We start from the raw sequence: 20,849 nt of genomic DNA on the forward strand, positions 1-20,849 counted from the left end.
GAATTCTCCTCTCTTAATCTTTTAAGGGTACCAAAAAAAAGAAAAAATTTCACGCCAAAACATGACATTTGTACCCTATTTATAAAGTGAAAGGAGGTGATACACATGGCAATTGAAACAATCGTAATGGATTTAACTTTACGTCTAGTCTTAAACAACGGATTAGATAAGAACGGCAAAACAGTTTTCAAGAGCAAACAATTTAAACGTGTTAAAACAAATGCGAGCTTAGATCAAGTACACAACGTAGCTCATGCTCTCGCTTCCTTACAAGCATCACCACTTCACGCTGTACAACTTGTAAGCACATCAGATCTTTCTAAACTATAAAGTAAAACTCGGATCAGTGGGGATTTTATTCATCCCCGCTGATTATTAGCCCGCAATTTAACCGTCAGACCCAAATCCCGTAAATAGCGGGATAAATACAAAGGAGGGAATAACACATGCAAGTACTAGAGTTGATTTTCGCGAAAGAAGATGGAAAAACAGTCGTTTTTTCTATCGATACGCCCATCACACCAATCGATGCACAAGTCGTAAATCAAGTAATGGATACAATCCTTGCCTCATCTGTATTTTCATCCATTGATGAAAATACAAGAAAAAAGGGCGCTCGCCTTGTAGAAAAAAATGTATCTGAAGTTCCAATTACTCTATAAAATGAAAAAGACGAATCTGCATCATTTTGCAGATTCGTCTTTTTTCTTCGGCATTTCAATCGGAATAAAAATCTTTGAAAAACCGACGCATACGTACTTATAATGTTCTTCACCTATATCAAACTCAGTCGTATATGTTGAGAAGAATATATAATCATTTCGCTTCGTATAATGATCAATTAATAACCCAACTTGTGGCTCAACATACTTTTTCGCTAACTTTTTACCGGCCGATGCCAAGTCGCCAAGGAGACCCTCTTCATTCTCTTTTTGAACTTCATCTAGCTTCTTACTCACATCATTACGCTTCATAAACTGCTTCGCTGCCCATTCTGTATATTCTCCTTTACTCGGATTGCTGTTTGCTAAATATACTAGGAGAATGACAACTAAAGCCATAATAATATACTTTTTCTTCATACTATATCACCGCCTACTCTTTTCTATTTTCATATATATGTACAAGCGATGCAAATTAGAAAGACTATCACCTATTGATTGTAAACGAATAGCCAAAATTTACAATACAAAACAAAATATTAACACTTAATTTACTTATTCCGTATATAATTATATTCGAAATATTAATTTCATAAGGGAGGACTTAAAATCATGAATGATGAAAATAACATTATTATTTCTAGTTCTACTATGATGCTTGTTCCATACAATCACCCTTATTATCGTACAAAACTTATCGACAGTAGCGGAAATGATCTTCGTTCCTGCCAAACCGCATTACAACTCATCAAACAATCTTGCTTAACCCATATTCACTCTACTTATCAAGGCAGGCGTAATGCAGTCCAAACAAATTTTAGATTTAAACAAAACGTTCCAATTCCAATTAATCATCGGGAATACATTTGTACTTTTCCAACAGAATCTCCTTCATCTCCAAACTGTATATGGCTATTTTATAACCACATACACGATATAGAATTTTGCCAAAAGATTAAAAAGACTAAAATACACTTTTCAAATGGCACTACTACAACAATATCTATCAGTCCCCATAAATTGCAGCAACAATTATTAAAAGCTGGATACATACTATCTCGTATGAACATGCAAGATTCACTACAATTTAAAAACCCCTTGTTACATTTACTACATTAAACTAACAAGTAGAATGGAAAGCAACATCTCTTGCCTTCCATTCTTATATTAATATTTATCCTCTTACACTATCTCGCATTTTCTCGAGTGCTTGCCGATACATCCATCTTACTTGATAATATGTCATTTCCATCTCTAACGCGATTTCTCCCATCGTCTTCCCTACAAAAAAACGTTCAAAAATAATATACTTCTCCTTTTCGTCTAACACACTCATAAAATCCTTCACTTTCATTTCAACGTCTTCAAAATGAAAGATATCCTCATACTCCCCTACACATACATATCTTTCTTGTACAGTAGATTCTTTCTTCAATCTCTCTAATATATAACCACGCACCGTTACGACTGCATATGCGGGAAAACTCCCTTTCTCAGCATCATACCTTTCATACGCATACCAAAGACCAATTAAACCACATTGATAATACTCTTCATGATCTTGATAAATACCTAGCTTCTTTATTTGATTCACAATCATCCCTTCATACAAAACAACTGCCTCTTTAAAAGTCGCTGGCTTCACACAGTACCCGTTTCTAAAAGGTATACCTTTCTAGTATTCCGCGGTACCTTCACAATATAAAAATAAGGGAAAGATTTCACTGTGAGTAATTTCAAATACTACCGACGGAATTTGAAATTACACTATGTAGTATTTGAAATTTTGTTGGCGGTATTTGAAGTAGGGGTAAAAATAAAAAAGGCTCCTTCTATACATTAGAAGGAACCTTTTGTTTATGAATTCTCAAGTTATACTATTCTGTAGTTATATTTTTGAAAAATCTATCGATCGCATATAGACCAGTAGCTAAAATACAACTTGTAACATGAACAAAAAATTTGCTATAAGTTTCTTAAACATATGTATCTTCTCCTTATAACAAAAATGCAGCAATTACTTTTATAATTGCTGCATTTCTTTCTAGTTACATGAAATATCAATATTATTGCACCAATCCTCTTAGTGCACCAAAGCCGATCGTTAAAATGAAGAAGATAACCATAAGAATCGTTGCCTTCTTTTTACTTAAACCGGCCGTAATTTGAAGACCTAACCATGTAATAACAAATCCCCAAATTGTAAATACTTCAATGCTATTTGCAATACCTTTTACAGCGCCTCCACTTGAAGCAAAAATTGGGCCTAAACCAGTGTAAAGTTCTTTTCCTGAACCACCTAGAATAAGTGCTAAAACTATATTTATTAATAAACCAAGTACTGAAATAATGCTTGAATATACATTAATTGTTAATAATTTCTTGTAAGAAGTATCATTGCTCATTAACATCATTAACACTTTATATACAGCAGCACTAATGAAGAAACCTATTATCATACCGATAACACCAAATACAAAACCAGCACCGAAAGTCATTACAGGTGTAACATTAACCCCTAATTCTTGATTGAGCTTAATTGATTCAGGTGTTAAAGAATATACATAGGCACCAATTCCACCAGTAATCCCCGATAGTAAAGAAAGTATCCAAAACGCACCCCAAACCGCATTACTATTCTTCATTCTCTCGAACTGCTCACCTGGAGAAGTAATCATTCCTAATAATGATGGCTTCTTTGCACCTACATCTTGCGTATTAATATTTGCTTCCATTATAACGCCTCCTTCTATTTATATAACCCGTTCTAACGGGCGGTTCACTTCCTCATGCAAGAGGCTACGAACCGCCCACTAGAACGGTAATGTGTAGTTCTACTACACTATTAATTACTCATAACGCAATGCTTCAATTGGATCTAATTTCGCAGCTTTGTTTGCTGGAATTAATCCGAAAATAATACCGAGTGTCATCGAGAACAGTACGCCTCCAACGACAACTTCCCATGAAACAAGTGGTGGCCATTTTGCGAATGTAGAAACGATATATGCTCCGCCATACCCAAGACCAATTCCGATCAAACCACCTAGAAGTGTTAACATAACTGCTTCAATTAAAAATTGTAATAAAATTTTACTACGCGTTGCTCCAAGTGCTTTACGTACACCAATTTCACGCGTACGCTCCGTTACAGATACAAGCATGATGTTCATAACACCAATTCCACCAACGACTAATGAAATACCAGCGATACCACCGATAATCATTGTCATAATACCGGTCATCTTCGAAATACCTTCTTGAATTTCTTTTAAATTCATAACTTCATATTTACCAGTTGCATCAGTCGGTTTACGACTATTTAAAACATCTGCAGCTTTTTTACCTGCTTTTTCTAGATTATCTACATTTTTTGCTTGAACAGAAATATTTTGAATTTCATCTTTCCCATACAGTGTCGGCCATAATGAAATTGGAACTAGTGCTTCTGATGGTCCCATTCCCATAAACTCATTATCTGATTTGTAGACACCGATAATTTGCATCGGTTGACCTTTCATTTCAATAATTTTACCGACTGGATTGGTATCCTTAAACACCTTTTCTTCCATTTGTTTACTAATCATAACAACGTTATTACCTTGATCCACATCTGATTCTTGTAAAGAACGTCCCTTTAACACCTTTACTTTATTTACTGCAAAGTACTCACTATCTAATCCAGTAATACTCACCATTTCTTTTTTATCTTCAATATCAAGTGGTTCCATGGTTGAATTTGTTGTTACCACATGTGCGATTTCTGGAATTTTTTTAATTTCAAAAATGTCTTCTTCAGTTATCTTCGGTGCTTCTACCATTCCCATACCGAAAGGATCGTTTATATCTGCACTATAATGAATCGGAACCGTTTGATTACCTGCCCCAACAAACTGCGATTTCAATGCAGCTTCCCCGCCTTGCCCAATTGCAACGACAGTAATAATCGAACCTACCCCGATAATAATACCGAGCATCGTAAGAGCTGAACGTAGTTTATGAGCTAAAATAGAAGAGAGGGCAATTTTTATACTATCTAGTAAACTCATACCGCACACCTTCTATCTTCTGTAACTTTCCCGTCTCGCAGTACAATGCGGCGGGAAGAATACGCTGCTACTTCCTCTTCATGCGTAACCATAACAATCGTCGTGCCTTCTGCATTAAGCTTCGTGAAAATATCCATAACTTGCTCACCAGACTTCGTATCAAGTGCACCAGTCGGTTCATCGGCCATAATGAACGTTGGGTTATTCGCAATCGCTCTTGCAATCGCTACACGCTGCTTCTGTCCACCTGATAACTCATTTGGTAAATGATGCACGCGATCCGCCAATCCAACTTTACCTAGCGCCTCCAAAGCACGCTTGCGACGCTCCGCTTTCTTCACGCCACCATATACGAGCGGAAGCTCAACATTTTCCACTGCGGAAAGACGAGGTAGTAAATTAAAATGTTGGAATACAAAGCCAATATATTCATTACGAATTAAAGCAAGCTTTGACTCGTCTGCTGTTAAGATATTCACGTCATTCAGCATATATTTGCCTTCTGTTGGACGATCTAAGCAACCAATAATATTCATAAGCGTCGACTTACCAGAACCAGACGGTCCCATAATCGAAACGAACTCACCACTCTGAATCGTTAAACTAATACCATGCAAAATCGGCACCGCCAATTTTCCTTGATAATACGTTTTAGCAATATTATTTAACGTAATCATTTCTCTTTCACTTCCATTCCGTCATACACATCGTCGGAAGGATTTTTAACCACCTTTTGCCCCACTGTTACGCCTTCTACAACCTCTGTCCAGTCTCCATCAGTAGAACCTTTTTTCACATTTTGTTTACGAAGCTTCCCTTTATCCTCAACATAAACAAATGCATCATCGCCTTTTTCTACAATGCTCTTACTTGGAACAGCAATCATCGTCTTATTCTCTAAGTTTACTTGCAGAGAAACGTGATAACCTGGAGATAAACCATCTTGACTATCAAGGCTAGCTTTATATGTATATTGGGACATATTTTGAGTTGCTTCACCCATGCCGCCAGCTTGCGCCATCTCTGCACTCGTAGGGAACTCACTTACCTCTGTAATCTTACCTGTCCACTTCTTCTTATTATTTGCTTTCGCCGTTACAGTGAATGTTTGATCCTTTTGAATTTGTGACTTCTGAAGCTCAGTTAACGTACCTTGCACTTGGAATGGATCTTTAGAAGCTACTTGTAAAAACGATTTTCCTTGACCACCTAACGCTTGAGATGAACTTTGCGCCGCATCTTTATCTAACTTTTGAACAACACCAGCGAAATTACTATAGATCGTAAGCTCTTTCTGCTTCTTACTTAACTCTTCTTTCTGCAACTTTCCTTTTTCTTTCTCAAGGTCAGTTGTCTTTTGAGCTATCTCTAATTCGTTTACTTGCTCGTCCATCGGATCTGTTACTTCTTTCCCAGCTCCGCTATCTTTCGCCTTCTTAATTTCTTTCTTGAGCGAATCAATCTTCTTCTTTCCTTGATCATAACGCATATCCGCCATCTTCTGATCAAGCTCAGCTTGCTTCATTTGAAGATTAATCTCTTCATTATCATAAGAGAATAACTTCGTGCCTTTTTCTACCTCTTGCCCTTCTTTTACCTCAATATCTTTCACTTTTCCTTTGGCCGGATCTGCATAAAAACTTTCAATATTACCAGGCTTCACCTGACCAGAAATTAACTTTGTATTATTCAGCTTACGCTCTGTCACTTTCTCAAAACTTACAGCATCAGACGTTGTTGATGCACCCTTCTTCTTACCTTGCATAACAAAAATATTAATTGCCGCTACAATAACAATTAGTGCAATAACCCCAATAATAATCCATTTCTTCTTCTTGTTTGGAGTACGAACCGTATTTGGTAACATATTCTCTCTCCCTTTATAAATTAATAGTTTAATAAATAACATAATTGTATAAAACTTTCTGAAAATAAACTGTATATTATTACAATCTTTTTACAAAGTTTTACACATCCATTTATATTGTAACAAAAATTCCAATGATTAGAAATATGACATTATATCTTTTAAGATAGATTTAAGGAAAGGAAAAAGAGCAATTTTAATTGAATGGAAGCCATTCTTTATTAACATATTTCTTACCAAAATGAATCATTAAAATCATTTTCCTAATTGCACCATCGCTATTTTGTCATATATATTTGACATTTCATCTATTCAATTATAAAATGTCACATATAAATGACATTTCGGTACACGAGGTCTACAACCATCAATGGGAGGGTTATATTTGAATAACGTTAAACAATATCGAAAATCTGAAGGGCTATCGCAACTAGAGTTAGCTAAAAAAGTTAACGTGGCGAGACAGACAATAAATTTAATTGAAAACAATAAATATAATCCCTCTTTAGCCTTATGTATCGAATTAGCAAAAGCACTAAAAACAGATTTAAATAGTCTATTTTGGGAGGGAGATTAAATGATGAAAATTGAATGGAAAGAAAGAGTTTATAATAGTTTTGTTGGAACACTAAGTGAGAGAGATGAATACCAAAAACAAGAAATCAATAAAGAGTTATCTGTAGCTGGAATTGGTTTGTGGTGGTTAAATATGTTGGTAATGCTTATTATGTTACTTGTTGATACTATGAATCACACAATATCTATAGGGACAATATTCATTTTTCTATCTAATATGATTTACGCTAATTACTTAGCCTTTAAATTCAAGAAAAAAGGTTTAAGTGATACTGAATGTGCAACAAAAGAAGAATATTTACAACACAAGAAAAAATTAAGAAAAGCTGGCTTAAAAGCAGGTGTGCTTTGGGGCTTTCAAATGTTTGTTTTTATGAATTATATCCTTCCCTATGTAGGTTCAGAAGAAATCTCTATTTCTTTATTTAAGGTTGTAATTTTCATCTGTGGCGGCGGATTTTTCGGTCTAACTATGTACGTAATTGGTTTATTAAATCTAAAAAAATTATATTAATTAACAAAAATCATTTATATATTAAACTGCAATTTTACATACTGTTTGTTTTTTCTAATATAAAAGCTATCCAATCACGCACAATTGGATAGCCTTTTCAAATAAAATATTATGCTACCTTAGAAGCTTTTCTCTCATGTCCCATTTGAACAATCAGTAAGAATATCGTTGCTAATATGCCGCCTGCTAACAGTAACATGAAGCAACCATCCCAGCCAGAACGATCAACAATAATACCAATTGCTGCGTTTGCTACGAAACTACCTCCAACATAACCGAACAGACCACACATACCAACTGTTGTACCTACTGCAAATTTCGGTACTAATTCCATTGCACTTAAACCGATTAAGAACTGTGGTACATAAATTAAACAACCAATTACAGAAACTGCAATACTTACAACAAGTATACTAGTTGCTTGCCAATATACAATTGTACCAACAACAACTCCAGCCATACTAATAACACATAATGGCATACGTTTTCCTTTGAATAATTTATCACTTAAAAAACCGACAATTAAAGAACTTGGAATCGCTGCTGCTTCAAATATTGAATATGCTGCATGTGCTTCTGTTTTCGTAAAACCTTTAACTGTGGTTAAGTAAATCGGTACCCAGTTAATAACACCGAAACGAATTAAATAAACAAATGCATTTGCAATACATAAGAACCAAACAAATTTATTTTTCACTACATATTTCATTAAAATTTCTTTTGGAGACATCTTGTTAGCATTATCTGCTTTTTCAAGATTTTCATAGTCATTACGATACTCATCAATGGGAGGAAGACCTTCAGATTCTGGCGTATCTTTCGCATTAATCCAAACAAGAACTGCAATTACCATTGCGATAATCGCTGGGAAAATAAATACGCCACCTTGCCAATGACTTTCACCGAAGATACCTACACCAATTCCAATGAATGGTGGAACAAGTAATCCACCGACGTTATGTGAAATATTCCAAAGACCTGTTTTCGTCCCACGTTCTTTCTTTGAAAACCATTTCGTCATTACAATACTACAAGGTGGTGCTCCCATACCTTGTACAATACCGTTTAGAACAAGTAATGTTAAAATCATCCCAAAGGAAGATGCATAACCGAAACAAATATTAACAAGCCCAGATAAAAATAAACCTACTGCAATAAATCGTTGAGCAAATGCCTTATCCGATAAATTACCCATAAAGAATTTACTAAGTCCGTAAACAACAGCCATTACTGCACCTAATAATCCAATTTGTGTAGTGCTAAATCCGAACTCGTCTACTAAATACGTAGTAGATAAATTAAAGTTACTACGAACTAAATAATAAGCAGCATATCCAACTGAAATCCCGATTAACACACGAATACGTAGTAATCGATATACACGGTCGATCATATCCGCTGGCAATCTTTCAATTGCAGGTGCTGGCTTGAGCCATTTAAACATATATTTTCGTCTCCTTTTCTCACTTCAGAGAGAGACGCTGTCTATTCCATATCTCGATTATTCCGCTATTTGATATATTTTGGTTCGTCCTTCTAACCGGCTGTCCTTCTATTTCTTTCTCATTCTTCGCAAACATCGTTGGTACGCCAAACGATACCTTTTCTAAAATATGCCCCGCTTCTTCTGATAAACAATAATCAATAAATAAATCCGCAATAATACCACTCGGTGCACGTTTTAGTTTAGAAATCGCATTAACAGATAACCCTGTTTGCTCAGGTTCGTTACTTAAAATCGGAAAGCCTTGTTTTTGAAGCATTCTCTGATCTCCCATAAAGTTGATGCCTATCATATATTCACCACTCGCAACAAGTTCTGCTGGGATGTAACCATTCACTGTTACTTCTCCAACTTGTTCTGCCAGATTCTTCACATATTCCTTCGCTTCCTCTTCACCTAATGTATCAATAAGTGATTGGAAAAACGTATATGCTGTACCTGAAACATTTGGATCGGGCATGATAATCTTTCCTTTATATACTGGATTCAATAAATCTTTCCATCTTAACGGATACGAGAGACCGAGCGGCGCTATTTCCTCGTTCCACCGCTCTTTATTAATCGCAATTGCCAGCTTCTCTACTTCATAACCGTACCAATAACCATCTTTATCTTTAACAGTTTTTGAAATACGATTTGCATGTTGACTTATCACAGGAATAGAAAGATTTTTTTGCTTCATCATTTGATGCGCATCTACTGTACCGCCAATAATAATATCCGCCTTCGGATTTCCAGCTTCTTCTTCCACTCTACGAAGAAGTTCTTCTGTTGAAAGACGAATAAATTCATACGTACATCCGCGCGGTTTACAAAATGATGAAAGTAACGCTTCACCAACTTCCTCACGAGCCGCTACATACGCAACAATATGACGATCATCCAAAATAGGGAGACCATTTTTACTATATTTAATAGAGGTTGTATCTCGAGAGCAACTAGACATCGCTCCTCCAATTACTAGCAAAAAGAAGAAAAAGGCTATCTTTCTCATGACGCATTCTCCTTTACGAATAACTCTGCTAGAGAGCCTTTCATATACATGACATTACCGTTATTATCACCGAGATATTGCACCACAAAGTACGATGGATACACAGAAATCGTAAGAATATCTTCACGATCATTCTTTACACGCTTACCTGTTTTATAAGCTGTAATATAAGCAATCGGTTCATTCTGCGATTGTAATAACTTCTGAATTTCTCCGTAATCTGTAATTTGCTTTGCGTATCGAATAGAATCAAGTATGTGCGTAAGATTGATAGTACGTACCACATCGCCTTGACGTACTACGACATCCTTTGCTGAAGCAAAGAAATCACTAATACGCTCTGGTGTGTAATACAGGCTTAATAAATACGTTTGAAGTGCTGAAATCATCGGATCCATGCCATTCTTTCCGTATACATTTTCCCCATACTGGAACAAGTCACCTACTGCAAAAGTACGCTTATGTCCATTCAAGTACGTTACTTCTCCAGTAAATACTTGTTCTTTGCTCTTAACGTCACCTGGCTCTATTCGAATTCGGTCAAAGAATGAAACAATCGTATGCAAACGAACTTCATCCGTTACAACAATTTCTCCCCACTTTTCATGTCTTACTTTCACTTCAATTGGAAGAGATTCATTCACCCTTTGTAAAACGGCTTGTTTATCATTTACAATGTTGATTCGATTATATATTTGCTTCTCCATAACATAAAACAAAACAAGAGAAACAATCATACAAATGACAAACATAAGAATTTGAAATGATAGCCTTTTCATTTCTGCCTACCTCCAAGATAAAAAAACGTTGTTTCGAAAATACCGCATAATTGTTTCATAAATGTATCATTTAACCGCTTTCAAGTTTTTTATGTCTTCCATTCTTCTCGGAAGCAAAAATGTAATGAATATTGTAGTACCTATTTCTTCACTACTCTCAATACGCATGCTTCCGCCCTGCTTATTCATAATCTCCTGACAAATATACAAACCATAACCATTCCCGTAACTAGAAGGAAGTGCTTTTCCTTTCGGAGACTCATTCCACTCTGCAAGCACCACTTCATCTATACCGATCCCATCATCATGAACAAAAACCTTCGCCTCATACTCATTCACAATTACATTCATACGAATGTGCGAAGCATCACTATACTTAATTGCATTATCAAGCACATTTAAGAAAATTTGCTTCGTCTTATCAAAATCCGCAACAACATGTACATCCGTTAACTCATTTATCACTTCAATTTCAAATTGATTTAGGCGAGGCTTCACAATTGAAACAGCTTCTTCTGCCAATTCCTTTATATTCACAACTGTAGGAGACACTTCAAACGTACTCTTCCCATATTTCGAAGACTTAAGCAGTTCCTCTACAAGTGATAATAAACGCTCACTTTCCACAGATACATAATGAAGACTTTCCTGTACATCTTCTTTCGATTGTAACTTCGGAATTAAATCAACATAACCGATAATTGCCGTTAGCGGTGTTTTTAGCTCATGCGTAATGCGGTCTAGGAAATCTTTCTGCTTCTCTTTCTCCTCCTGCAATTGCTTAATATGCAGCTCAATTCCATCGGCCATCGCGTTAAAAGATGCTGAAAGCTGAGCGATTTCCACGTACTCATTTAACTCAATCTTACTCTTATAATCACCATTCGCGAGCCTCTGTGCCATTTGTCTCAACTGATCAATTGGTTTATGAAGAGACTTCGCCAAACGAATCGCAAAGAAAATACCAGTAGCTACTAAACAAAGAGACGTCATTAAGAACGTCCAGCTCACATTTGTTAAAACTTCCTTCTCACCCGTTAACTCATTTATAAAACGAATACTTCCAATGACATCGTTTCCATAATATACTGGGCTTGAAAACAAAAGAATGGGAGCGGGATCCCCCTCCTCAAAGACATAAGACTTCTTTCCCTTCAAGGAACTCTCAATGTCGATGTTACGGTGAAGCAATGCTCCTTTTTGTGTATCTGCAACAACATCGCCATTCTTCCCAATCATCTGTACACGGACATCCATACGCTTCGCTAAATACGACGCAATTAAAAGTGAATTAGGACCAAGCGTATCCACTTCTGCTTCCTTCTCTAAATAATTCATCGTATAAATTTGTGCTTCTACACTTAATTTTTCTAAAGAATCTGCTGCGTTATGATACATATTCTTTTCTAACGTAATATAAACAACTGCATATAAAAGAACAAAAATCGGAATTAACAGCCCAACTATTCCAAACACCATATTTCGCTTTAAAGACATACCATCACCACTTAACAATCCAGTTTATAGCCAACGCCATAAATTGTCTTAATATATTCTCCGCTCGTCCCAAGCTTCTTTCGAAGTCTCTGCACCATAATATCAACTGCTCTCGTATTTCCGATATACTCAAATCCCCATACTTTCTCAAGCAACTCATCCCTCATAAACACACGCTGCGGATTTGAAACAAACAACTGACATAAATTAAACTCTCGGTACGTTAACTGAATCTCTTGTCCACTCACATGTACCTTTCTTTCCTTAGGACAAATCACTATCTCTCCGGCCTCAATTACTTCATGACTTACAGCCGCCTCCGTCTTCTTTACACGCCGCGCCATATTCTTAACCCGAAGAATAAGCTCCGCATAATTAAACGGCTTCGTCACATAATCATCAGCACCAAGCTGCAATCCAAGCAACTTATCATTCATCTGACTCTTTGCCGTTAACATAAGCACCGGAATATCCCTATCCCTCTCACGGAACAAACGAAGCAACTCATACCCATCCGTATCCGGAAGCATAACATCCAAAATCAATACATCCGGCCCTTCATTCCATCGCTCCAAAGCTTCTCTCCCATCAGCCGCTGCCAATACTTCATAACCTTCCATCTCCAACTGCATCCGAATCAAATTGCGAATACTCGATTCATCATCAACCACAAGTATTTTCATTATTTTCCTCCTTCCATCATGTATTATAGTACAGTTTAGTATAGCAAAAATCGTACAAAAAAAGAGAGGGTATTGTCGAACATATTTTGTCGACGATACCCTCTTCCCTTTTATTATTTAGCTACAAAATAATCCGTTACATATTGTGCCCAAACTTCATGACCTTTAGCAGTTGGGAAACCAAACTCTTCTTTTAAATATGGTAGGATAGCCTTTGTCGATGCATCTGGCCATGCTCCCCAATGATCAATATATGTATAATTATTTTGCGTCGCAAATTGTTTTAACGCTTCAATCGCTTTCGGATAATTTTTCGCACCATAAACTGGATTTGATGGTTGAATCATAACTGTAGCACCCTTTGCACTAGTAGAAAGTGCTTGAACGAACTTCTGTGTATTTGCGACAGAGTTCCCATTACCAGTTTTACCGTTATCAGTAATAAATGGTGGCTCAAATAAAATCACATCTGGATTCTCTTTCGCAATCTCTTTATCACGCTTATTTGCGATTAACTCTTCTGTGCTTTCACCCTTATATTCCTTTACAGTCACATTCCATAAACCTTTACCGTAAGCAGTTTCTAAATTAGTCGTTAACTTAGCTGCCCAAGCACCTTTTTCAGATGAAGAAGCTTCATCACCAACAATAACAAGATTTACTGCCTTTTTATCTGCTGCAGCTTTCTTTAACTTCTCTTTCACTGCATCTGGCAAGTTCTTCGCATATGCTTCGTTAAAAGATGACTTCGCATCTTGTTTTTTCTCTTCTTTCTTCTCTTCTTTCTTTGCTCCGCTATCTTTCACTTCAGCCTTTGTTTTCGTTACTTCACTCGTTTGTCCTGTTGCATTCGCAATCTTCTTATTCCAGTACAGTTTACCACTCACAACCGAAGCAACAAACAATACAAAAATAACAAGGACAAGTACTGCTTTCTTATTCATCGATTCACCTCATCTATTAATCTCACAATATATAATACTAATATAAATCCATGCAAAAATAAACCCAACTCCTTCCAAAGGAGTTGGGTTATTACATACTACTTAGTCACTTCAAGATGCGCTCTTAACTTATTCGTTAAATCTTGTTTTGCTGCATCTGGAACATAGTAGTACCAAATACCATCAGCGGCTTTGTGCCCGTCACCTGGAATTTGGATATCCTCACTATTTTTCAAGCAATCTTTATAGTTTTTTTGCATATCAAACATTTGATCCTGCGTTAAGTTTGTCTTCACATTCTTTTGAATTGCTGTTAACACATCACCATAACTTGATAAAGAAGAGAAACTTGCGCCTTTCTTAATAACAGCTTGCATTACTTGGCGTTGACGCATTTGACGACCGAAGTCACCACGCGGGTCTTCTTTACGCATACGTGTGAATGCTAGAGCTTGATCACCTGTTAAATGCACATTACCTTTAGCAAAGTGGTGACCATTTTGTGTAAACTCTAAATCATTATTTACATCTACTCCACCTACCGCATCAACAATATCTTTAAATCCTTCCATATTTACTTCAATATAATAATTAATAGGAATATTTAAGAATTTTTCTACTGTGGCTACAGACATATCTACACCACCAAATGCGTAAGCATGGTTGATTTTATCACTTTTTCCTTTTCCAACAATCTCTGTATATGTATCACGAGGGATACTTACTGTTTTCATTGAATTATTTTTAGGGTTTAATGTGATGATCATTAAAGAATCTGAACGTCCTTTGTCTTCACCACGTTCATCTGCACCTAGTAATAGGATTGAAACAGGCTCAGATTTGTTAATTTTTTCTTCTTGTTTATTATCTTGATCGCGTTTTAATGGTTTATGAACTTCATCTAATGTTTTTGAAACAGAAGAATATATATTATAAGCATAAACTCCTCCACCTATAATTAATACTCCTATGATTCCTAATACCCAAAATAGAACTTTCTTTTTCATTGCTATAGACCTCTTCTTTCCATTATTCCGAACTATTTTTCAGATAATACAAATACTAATTTAGTCTACTATACTAGGATTAATATTCTCTAATTAATATATCATTTATTACAAACTAGGCTTTTAATTATTTGATTTTATAATAATCTACATACCAATTAGCAAATTCTTGTAAACCTTTTTCAATAGATGTTTCAGGTTTAAATTCAACAGCCTTCTGCAATAAATCCGTTGATGCGTAAGTAGCGGGTACATCTCCTGGCTTAATAGGTTCAAACTCCTTTTTAAACTCTACTACTCTTCCTAAGGAGTTACTCAGCGCTTTCTCTAATGCTTTAATAAATACCATTAACTTTTCAGGATTATTATTACCAATATTAAATACCTTATGCTTTACATCTTCTATAGGAGGATTATCCAGAAGACGTTGGATCCCTTCAACAATATCATCTATATAGGTAAAATCACGATATAAGTCATTTTCAAAATCTCCATTATTAAAAATTTTAATCGATTCACCAGCAAAATACTTATCAGTAAATCCAAAGTAAGCCATATCTGGACGTCCCATTGGGCCATACACCGTAAAGAAGCGAAGTCCAGTAGCAGGAATTTTGTACAAGTGACTATACGTATGTGCCATTAACTCATTTGATTTCTTAGTAGATGCATAAAGTGATACTGGATTGTCTACAAAATCTGTTTCCTCAAATGGCACCTTTTTATTGGCACCGTAAACAGAACTAGATGACGCATATACAAGATGATCTACTGGATAATGTCTACAAGCTTCTAGGATATTATAGAAGCCTATAATATTACTTTGAATGTATACATCTGGATTTTCAATTGAATATCTCACACCAGCTTGTGCAGCTAAATTCACAATAATATTAGGTTTGTTCTCTTCAAAAATCTGAGTAATCATATCTTTATTAGAAATATCACCTTTGATAAAAGTAAATTTTGCATACGGCTTTAATTGCTCTAAACGAGCATATTTAAGATTTACATCATAATAATCGTTTATATTATCAACACCTATTACTCGGCAACCTTGTTCTAATAATCTTTTAGATAAGAAGTATCCCACAAAACCAGCTGCTCCAGTAATAAGATATGTTTTACTATTATTTAGAGATTTGTAATTCAATGTTAGTCAGCTCCTTCATACGGTCTCTACTTGTTGATTTTCTACCAATGGAATGATACTCTATACTCGCTTCTTGCATAGCCTGAACATCATATATGTTTCTTCCATCATAAATTAAAGGTGTTCTCATTAACTTTTTATACATCTCTGGAGTCAGTGCCTTCACTTCTCCCCACTCTGTGAAGATAAAGCAAACATTCGCATCTTCTAAAGCCTGTTCAATATCTGTAACGTATGTGATATTTCCATTTTTATTTCTTCCCTCTGGATACACTTTCGCAAAATTATTTGCACCGACTGGATCAAATGCATAAATATTAGCACCTTGCTCTAATAATAGAGGAATATTTTCAAGGGATGCAGCTTCCCTTAAGTCATCTGTACCCGGTTTGAATGTCAATCCTAGCACCGCTACTTTAAGACCGCTGAAAGTAATTAACCTTTGACTCGCCTTTTTGTATAATAAAGTCTTTTGATCCTTATTTACATCGATAGCCGCTTTTACCGTTTTTAATTCATAACCATTTTGTCTCGCTAAATACTCTAATGCTTTAGTATCTTTTGGGAAGCAAGATCCACCAAATCCAATACCTGCATTTAAGAATTTACTTCCAATACGCTCATCAAAGCTCATACCTTTTGCAACATCTTGAATATCTGCTCCGACCAATTCACAAAGGTTTGCAATATCATTCATATAAGAGATTTTAAGAGCGAGGAAATCATTAGATGCATATTTAATCATTTCAGCTGATCTTCTATTTACTGAAACAATAGGTAAATGAAATGGTTTATAAAGATTCATTAATACTTCTTCTGCCCATTTACTTTCTGTACCAATAACAATTCTTTCTGCATATAACGTGTCATGAACAGCAGAACCTTGTGCTAAAAACTCTGGGTTGGATGCAACTTCTACTTTCACATCATTAACTAAAAAGTCCTGAATAAACTGCTCAACTTTATCATTTGTTCCAATTGGAACTGTTGATTTCACAACAACAAGACAATCTTTTTCTACACTTTCAGCAATTTGTTTAGCAACAGTTGCAATATATGAAAGATTTGCAGAACCATCAACTTGTTCTGGAGTCCCGACTCCAATAAAGATAGCATCTGCATCTTTATATGCTGACTTGTAATCTGTTGTATAATTAATTCTGCCAGCAGCATAATTTTTTTTCATTAACTCCTCTAAATCAGCTTCATAAATTGGTGAAACACCAGATTTCATTAATTCAACCTTTTCTGCATCAATATCAACACAAGTTACTTGGTGCCCAACCTCAGCAAAACATACACCTGCTACTAGACCAACATATCCTGTTCCTGCTACTGCTATTTTATACATGGATAAACCTTCCTCTTCGATTTTCTATATTACCATCGCTTAACTATAGATAATAAAAACTATTCTTGTCCATTGGATAAAACCAGCCTAACTACAATCAAATTCAATTCTTTTGTCTTCTCAACTTTTTTAACGGGACAAGAATTAACTCTTTCTCATATTTATTCAAACCTAAAGCCCACATCACTAAAATGTAAGTAACTACATACAACATTAATTTAATTAAAAATGATAATATCTGCGAGTTAAAATTAATTTCATTTATAAATATTCCCAAAATACACGTAATGACTAACGGAATGCTTATTTTTATCATTTCTTTCCAAAATTTGATTATATTTAACTTTACTTTCTTATAATAATATATATTCATTATCAACCCATTTCCTATAAGATACGACGTACTTGTCGCCACAGCTGTCCCAATTCCTCCATAATAAATTGCTAAAGGAATTGAAAACACTATATTTAATAACGACATTACAAAAAATACAGATGCCCTAAATGAGTAGAGATTTTTTGCTTGAAGTATAGTTAATCCAATATTTTGAATCAAATCTATTGTAAAAGGAACCATGATTATTAGTGTAATATAATACGCCTCACTAAAACTATCACCTACCCAAATATCAATAAATTCTTTTCCAAACATAATAAAGCCAGTTAATACTGCCCCTAAGATGATATACTGCAACCTTCCTAATTTTATAAAAATATCTGTCAACTCATCATTAGAAACATTTTCCGTAACTTTTTTAGTTATGCTGGGTAGAAAAACTCCCGACATCGCAGTTGATAAGGTCATATAATTCATTATTATTTGTGAGCCAATAGAATAAACAGCTACTGAAGATGTACCCACAATTATTCCTAATATGACCTGATCAGATCTCCAAAAAATTTGGTCCATTAAAGCCGTAATAAATATAAAGAAAGAATACCGGAACATTTCTTTTAACAATGGAATATCCCAATAATGAAGTTTTATTTTCACCTCAAGTTTTTTTAATGAATAATATATTTTCAACGCTATTCCCAAAACATTAATAAGCGCTTGAATTATCACAACAATTAAAGCACTAGCTTCAATAGAAAACACAGCAAAGACAATAATAGGACGCATAATGGTTTGTATAATAGATAAACCTTTTAAAAACATAAATTGCTCATTAGCAGTAATAATCGAATTAAATACCGATGTTGATATTGTTATTACAGTTGTTATTAAAATTATGATATAAATCTTTTCCGCGGAAGCAATTTCAGAAGGTGTTAAGGCATTATCGAAAATTTTATCCAAATAAAAGTACAAAACAATTCCAACAACAACCAGAATCATTGTTAATAGAATATAAATAACTGTAGATATAGCAAGCACATTCTCTTTAGCTTTTTCATCCTTTAAAGCGATATACTTCGAATAATATCTTGTTACAGTATTAGATAACCCAAAATCAAATAAACCTAAATACACTAAAAAAGAACCCATTAATTGGTATAAACCATACTCGCCTTTCCCTAAAAAATAGAGTAAAATTGGGATATATATAAAACCTACTAATGCGTTCGTCCCAGTTAGTGCATACGATAATAATACTCCTGCTTTTCTTTGATTAATTTTCAAAATACATTACCTCTACTTTAAGTATTATTATAATTGATATAAAGAATAGTACTTATGATCACTCCCTATTTTTTATCAAAGTATGAACGTAAAACAAATATACACGATGATAATATGACAGAAAAATAAATCAATATTCACACTTGTATATTTTAGATTACCTTATTATCTTATAAAAATGAATTTAGTTCTTCCCAAAAGTCTCTCCTAGAAAATAATTAAAAAATATTTCTTAAAAGGCAACTTAATCCCTTACATAACAAATCTCTATACTTTTAAATAACAATAATCAGACTATAAATTTTCTACCTAACTAACCCCATTAATAAACGCTCAAAACCTTCAAATGCATTTATTTCTCAGCGACATGATTTCTCTCGAAATTCATAAAAATAAATACAATTAAAGAGAAAGACGTCGCATCCTATACAACGTCCCTCTTCATTCATACATAAAAAATATTCACTTTTATAAATTTTTTATGTTTTAATTTTGATTTGAACAAATTTATTTTTGGTAGATATTAAAATAAAATACAATATATAATAGAAATTTGCACTATATATAAATGCATCTATTGAGCTAATTAATACTAGTATTATAATGAATATATATCCCTCTTTATTACTATTTAAAAAAGACCAAATAATATATATTAAATAGGTCGTCAATCCAATAATTCCAAAATTAATTAACACCAAAATAAACGCGTTACTATAATTCGTTAAATTATATCCTTTAAAATAGTTTGAAAGTTGACCAAATCCCACACCAATTATTTGATTAAATGTTGGTAAAAGGTCAAAATAGCCAATATACCCTACGAATCTTATTTGACTCCTATCATTAATATTCATTGATTTATTCACATTAAATTCTAATAACCAATCTAAATTTAAATATTTAACACATATAATGGCTATTATGAGTAGTGCAGTGATTAAAAAGAAAATCATCTTCAATCGCTTATTCCAAACACCATATATAAAAAGAATAATTAAACCACCGGCAATACCAAGGGTAGAAGTAGAAAGTACTAATGCACTAATACATAGAATTGCAATTATATATTTCTTATTAGCCAACATACATCCTAAAATAGGAAGTATATAAATTGCAAAATATGATGGTTCTGAAAAAAAGGAATTTGGTCTCATATATGAAGTAGACCACTTCCCTTCTGCAACCAGGTCCTTAAACAACATACCATTATGTGGAATATTCCCAATGGAAATTAGGAATAATTGGTAGAACAAAAATACCGATACAACTATTGACATAGTGGTTAAAACTTTGATAAATATTTTTTTTTCATAGAATGGAACAAGCTGCATAATTAATAGACTGTTAATTATCGCCATTGCTATATTCCAAATAATCATCTCTGTCCCAGTTACTTCAACTAATTGAAAATAAGCTATTATAGACAGTAATGAATGAGTTCCTAATAAAATTATAAAAGGAATATTAACAACTATTCTACCACCTATAATTAAACAAAAAGTGGCACCAATTAAAAGAATAATTGTTCCAATTGAAATTGGCCCAGCTACTTCATAAGGTGAGAATATAGGAAAAAGACAGACAGTAATAGCTGAGATATAACTTATAAGTTTTCCTAAAGAGTAATGTTGATTTGTCATTT

The 20,849-nt window shown here is 34.4% G+C and carries 22 protein-coding genes; 5 read left to right on the forward strand and 17 right to left on the reverse strand.

The genetic code is table 11. The features are described from left to right. Positions 1 to 105: 105 nt before the first annotated feature. Together RT27_RS08745 and RT27_RS08750 are read left to right on the forward strand one after the other, a co-directional pair. On the forward strand, positions 106 to 330 hold the full coding sequence (locus RT27_RS08745; protein WP_000963861.1) for a DUF1659 domain-containing protein: 225 nt from the start codon (positions 106 to 108) through the stop codon (positions 328 to 330). A 116-nt stretch (positions 331 to 446) separates the two neighbouring features. Beyond that, a complete protein-coding gene (locus RT27_RS08750; protein ID WP_001197593.1) occupies positions 447 to 662 on the forward strand; it encodes a DUF2922 domain-containing protein in 216 nt (71 codons plus the stop codon). A gap of 21 nt (positions 663 to 683) precedes the next feature. On the opposite strand, the gene RT27_RS08755 is transcribed toward RT27_RS08750, so the two are convergent. Next, entirely contained in the window at positions 684 to 1,082 is a 399-nt protein-coding gene (locus RT27_RS08755; RefSeq protein WP_000731400.1) for a DUF4359 domain-containing protein, read from the reverse strand. Positions 1,083 to 1,274: 192 nt separating this feature from the next. On the opposite strand from RT27_RS08755, the gene RT27_RS08760 reads away from it, so the two are divergent. Next, positions 1,275 to 1,781, forward strand: a complete 507-nt coding sequence (locus tag RT27_RS08760) for a competence protein ComK (protein WP_043935843.1) — start codon at positions 1,275 to 1,277, stop codon at positions 1,779 to 1,781. Between the two features lie 55 nt (positions 1,782 to 1,836). On the opposite strand, the gene RT27_RS08765 is transcribed toward RT27_RS08760, so the two are convergent. The 5 genes from RT27_RS08765 to RT27_RS08785 form a co-directional block, all read right to left on the reverse strand. Next, a complete protein-coding gene (locus RT27_RS08765) occupies positions 1,837 to 2,307 on the reverse strand; it encodes a sigma-70 family RNA polymerase sigma factor (RefSeq protein WP_043315568.1) in 471 nt (156 codons plus the stop codon). A gap of 421 nt (positions 2,308 to 2,728) precedes the next feature. Beyond that, positions 2,729 to 3,397 (reverse strand): Yip1 family protein, encoded by a 669-nt coding sequence (locus RT27_RS08770; RefSeq protein ID WP_000387916.1) that lies wholly within the window; start codon positions 3,395 to 3,397, stop codon positions 2,729 to 2,731. A gap of 114 nt (positions 3,398 to 3,511) precedes the next feature. Further along, a complete protein-coding gene (locus RT27_RS08775) occupies positions 3,512 to 4,711 on the reverse strand; it encodes an ABC transporter permease (RefSeq protein WP_043935846.1) in 1,200 nt (399 codons plus the stop codon). Further along, positions 4,708 to 5,388 carry an ABC transporter ATP-binding protein gene (locus RT27_RS08780; protein WP_043935847.1) on the reverse strand — a complete coding sequence of 227 codons (681 nt, stop codon included), beginning with the start codon at positions 5,386 to 5,388 and terminating at the stop codon, positions 4,708 to 4,710. The genes RT27_RS08775 and RT27_RS08780 overlap by 4 nt, the downstream gene beginning before the upstream one ends. After that, positions 5,385 to 6,578, reverse strand: a complete 1,194-nt coding sequence (locus tag RT27_RS08785; RefSeq protein ID WP_016079689.1) for an efflux RND transporter periplasmic adaptor subunit — start codon at positions 6,576 to 6,578, stop codon at positions 5,385 to 5,387. The genes RT27_RS08780 and RT27_RS08785 overlap by 4 nt, the downstream gene beginning before the upstream one ends. Before the next feature lie 385 nt (positions 6,579 to 6,963). Here RT27_RS08785 and RT27_RS08790 point away from each other — a divergent pair, with 385 nt between their 5' ends. After that, positions 6,964 to 7,155, forward strand: a complete 192-nt coding sequence (locus RT27_RS08790; protein WP_001067016.1) for a helix-turn-helix transcriptional regulator — start codon at positions 6,964 to 6,966, stop codon at positions 7,153 to 7,155. Continuing rightward, complete coding sequence (locus RT27_RS08795; protein WP_000975591.1) at positions 7,156 to 7,668, forward strand: DUF3278 domain-containing protein; 513 nt, start codon at positions 7,156 to 7,158, stop codon at positions 7,666 to 7,668. It begins immediately after the preceding gene. Between the two features lie 109 nt (positions 7,669 to 7,777). On the opposite strand, the gene RT27_RS08800 is transcribed toward RT27_RS08795, so the two are convergent. From RT27_RS08800 to RT27_RS08850, 11 genes are all read right to left on the reverse strand, one after another. After that, complete coding sequence (locus RT27_RS08800; RefSeq protein WP_000477584.1) at positions 7,778 to 9,112, reverse strand: MFS transporter; 1,335 nt, start codon at positions 9,110 to 9,112, stop codon at positions 7,778 to 7,780. Positions 9,113 to 9,131: 19 nt separating this feature from the next. After that, positions 9,132 to 10,166 (reverse strand): ABC transporter substrate-binding protein, encoded by a 1,035-nt coding sequence (locus tag RT27_RS08805; RefSeq protein ID WP_043935850.1) that lies wholly within the window; start codon positions 10,164 to 10,166, stop codon positions 9,132 to 9,134. Beyond that, complete coding sequence (locus RT27_RS08810; protein WP_043935852.1) at positions 10,163 to 10,945, reverse strand: DUF3919 family protein; 783 nt, start codon at positions 10,943 to 10,945, stop codon at positions 10,163 to 10,165. The genes RT27_RS08805 and RT27_RS08810 overlap by 4 nt, the downstream gene beginning before the upstream one ends. 66 nt (positions 10,946 to 11,011) lie before the next feature. Then, on the reverse strand, positions 11,012 to 12,442 hold the full coding sequence (locus tag RT27_RS08815) for a HAMP domain-containing sensor histidine kinase (RefSeq protein ID WP_043935853.1): 1,431 nt from the start codon (positions 12,440 to 12,442) through the stop codon (positions 11,012 to 11,014). Between the two features lie 11 nt (positions 12,443 to 12,453). Next, entirely contained in the window at positions 12,454 to 13,125 is a 672-nt protein-coding gene (locus RT27_RS08820; protein ID WP_000699553.1) for a response regulator transcription factor, read from the reverse strand. Between the two features lie 113 nt (positions 13,126 to 13,238). Next, positions 13,239 to 14,069 carry an SGNH/GDSL hydrolase family protein gene (locus RT27_RS08825; RefSeq protein WP_043935854.1) on the reverse strand — a complete coding sequence of 277 codons (831 nt, stop codon included), beginning with the start codon at positions 14,067 to 14,069 and terminating at the stop codon, positions 13,239 to 13,241. Between the two features lie 98 nt (positions 14,070 to 14,167). After that, the gene (locus RT27_RS08830) at positions 14,168 to 15,076 is read right to left on the reverse strand and encodes a LytR family transcriptional regulator (protein WP_043935855.1); all 909 of its coding nucleotides are present in this window, start codon (positions 15,074 to 15,076) and stop codon (positions 14,168 to 14,170) included. A gap of 127 nt (positions 15,077 to 15,203) precedes the next feature. Next, positions 15,204 to 16,229: a GDP-mannose 4,6-dehydratase gene (locus RT27_RS08835; protein WP_043935856.1), complete on the reverse strand. Its 1,026-nt coding sequence runs from the start codon at positions 16,227 to 16,229 to the stop codon at positions 15,204 to 15,206. Then, positions 16,207 to 17,580 (reverse strand): UDP-glucose/GDP-mannose dehydrogenase family protein, encoded by a 1,374-nt coding sequence (locus RT27_RS08840; protein WP_043935857.1) that lies wholly within the window; start codon positions 17,578 to 17,580, stop codon positions 16,207 to 16,209. The genes RT27_RS08835 and RT27_RS08840 overlap by 23 nt, the downstream gene beginning before the upstream one ends. Positions 17,581 to 17,683: 103 nt before the next feature. Further along, the gene (locus RT27_RS08845; RefSeq protein WP_052497679.1) at positions 17,684 to 19,204 is read right to left on the reverse strand and encodes an oligosaccharide flippase family protein; all 1,521 of its coding nucleotides are present in this window, start codon (positions 19,202 to 19,204) and stop codon (positions 17,684 to 17,686) included. 479 nt (positions 19,205 to 19,683) lie between these two features. Continuing rightward, a complete protein-coding gene (locus RT27_RS08850) occupies positions 19,684 to 20,847 on the reverse strand; it encodes a hypothetical protein (RefSeq protein ID WP_043935859.1) in 1,164 nt (387 codons plus the stop codon). Between the last annotated feature and the right edge of the window lie 2 nt (positions 20,848 to 20,849).

This window comes from Bacillus sp. L_1B0_5, assembly GCF_000836715.1.
Classification (GTDB): domain Bacteria; phylum Bacillota; class Bacilli; order Bacillales; family Bacillaceae_G; genus Bacillus_A; species Bacillus_A thuringiensis_S.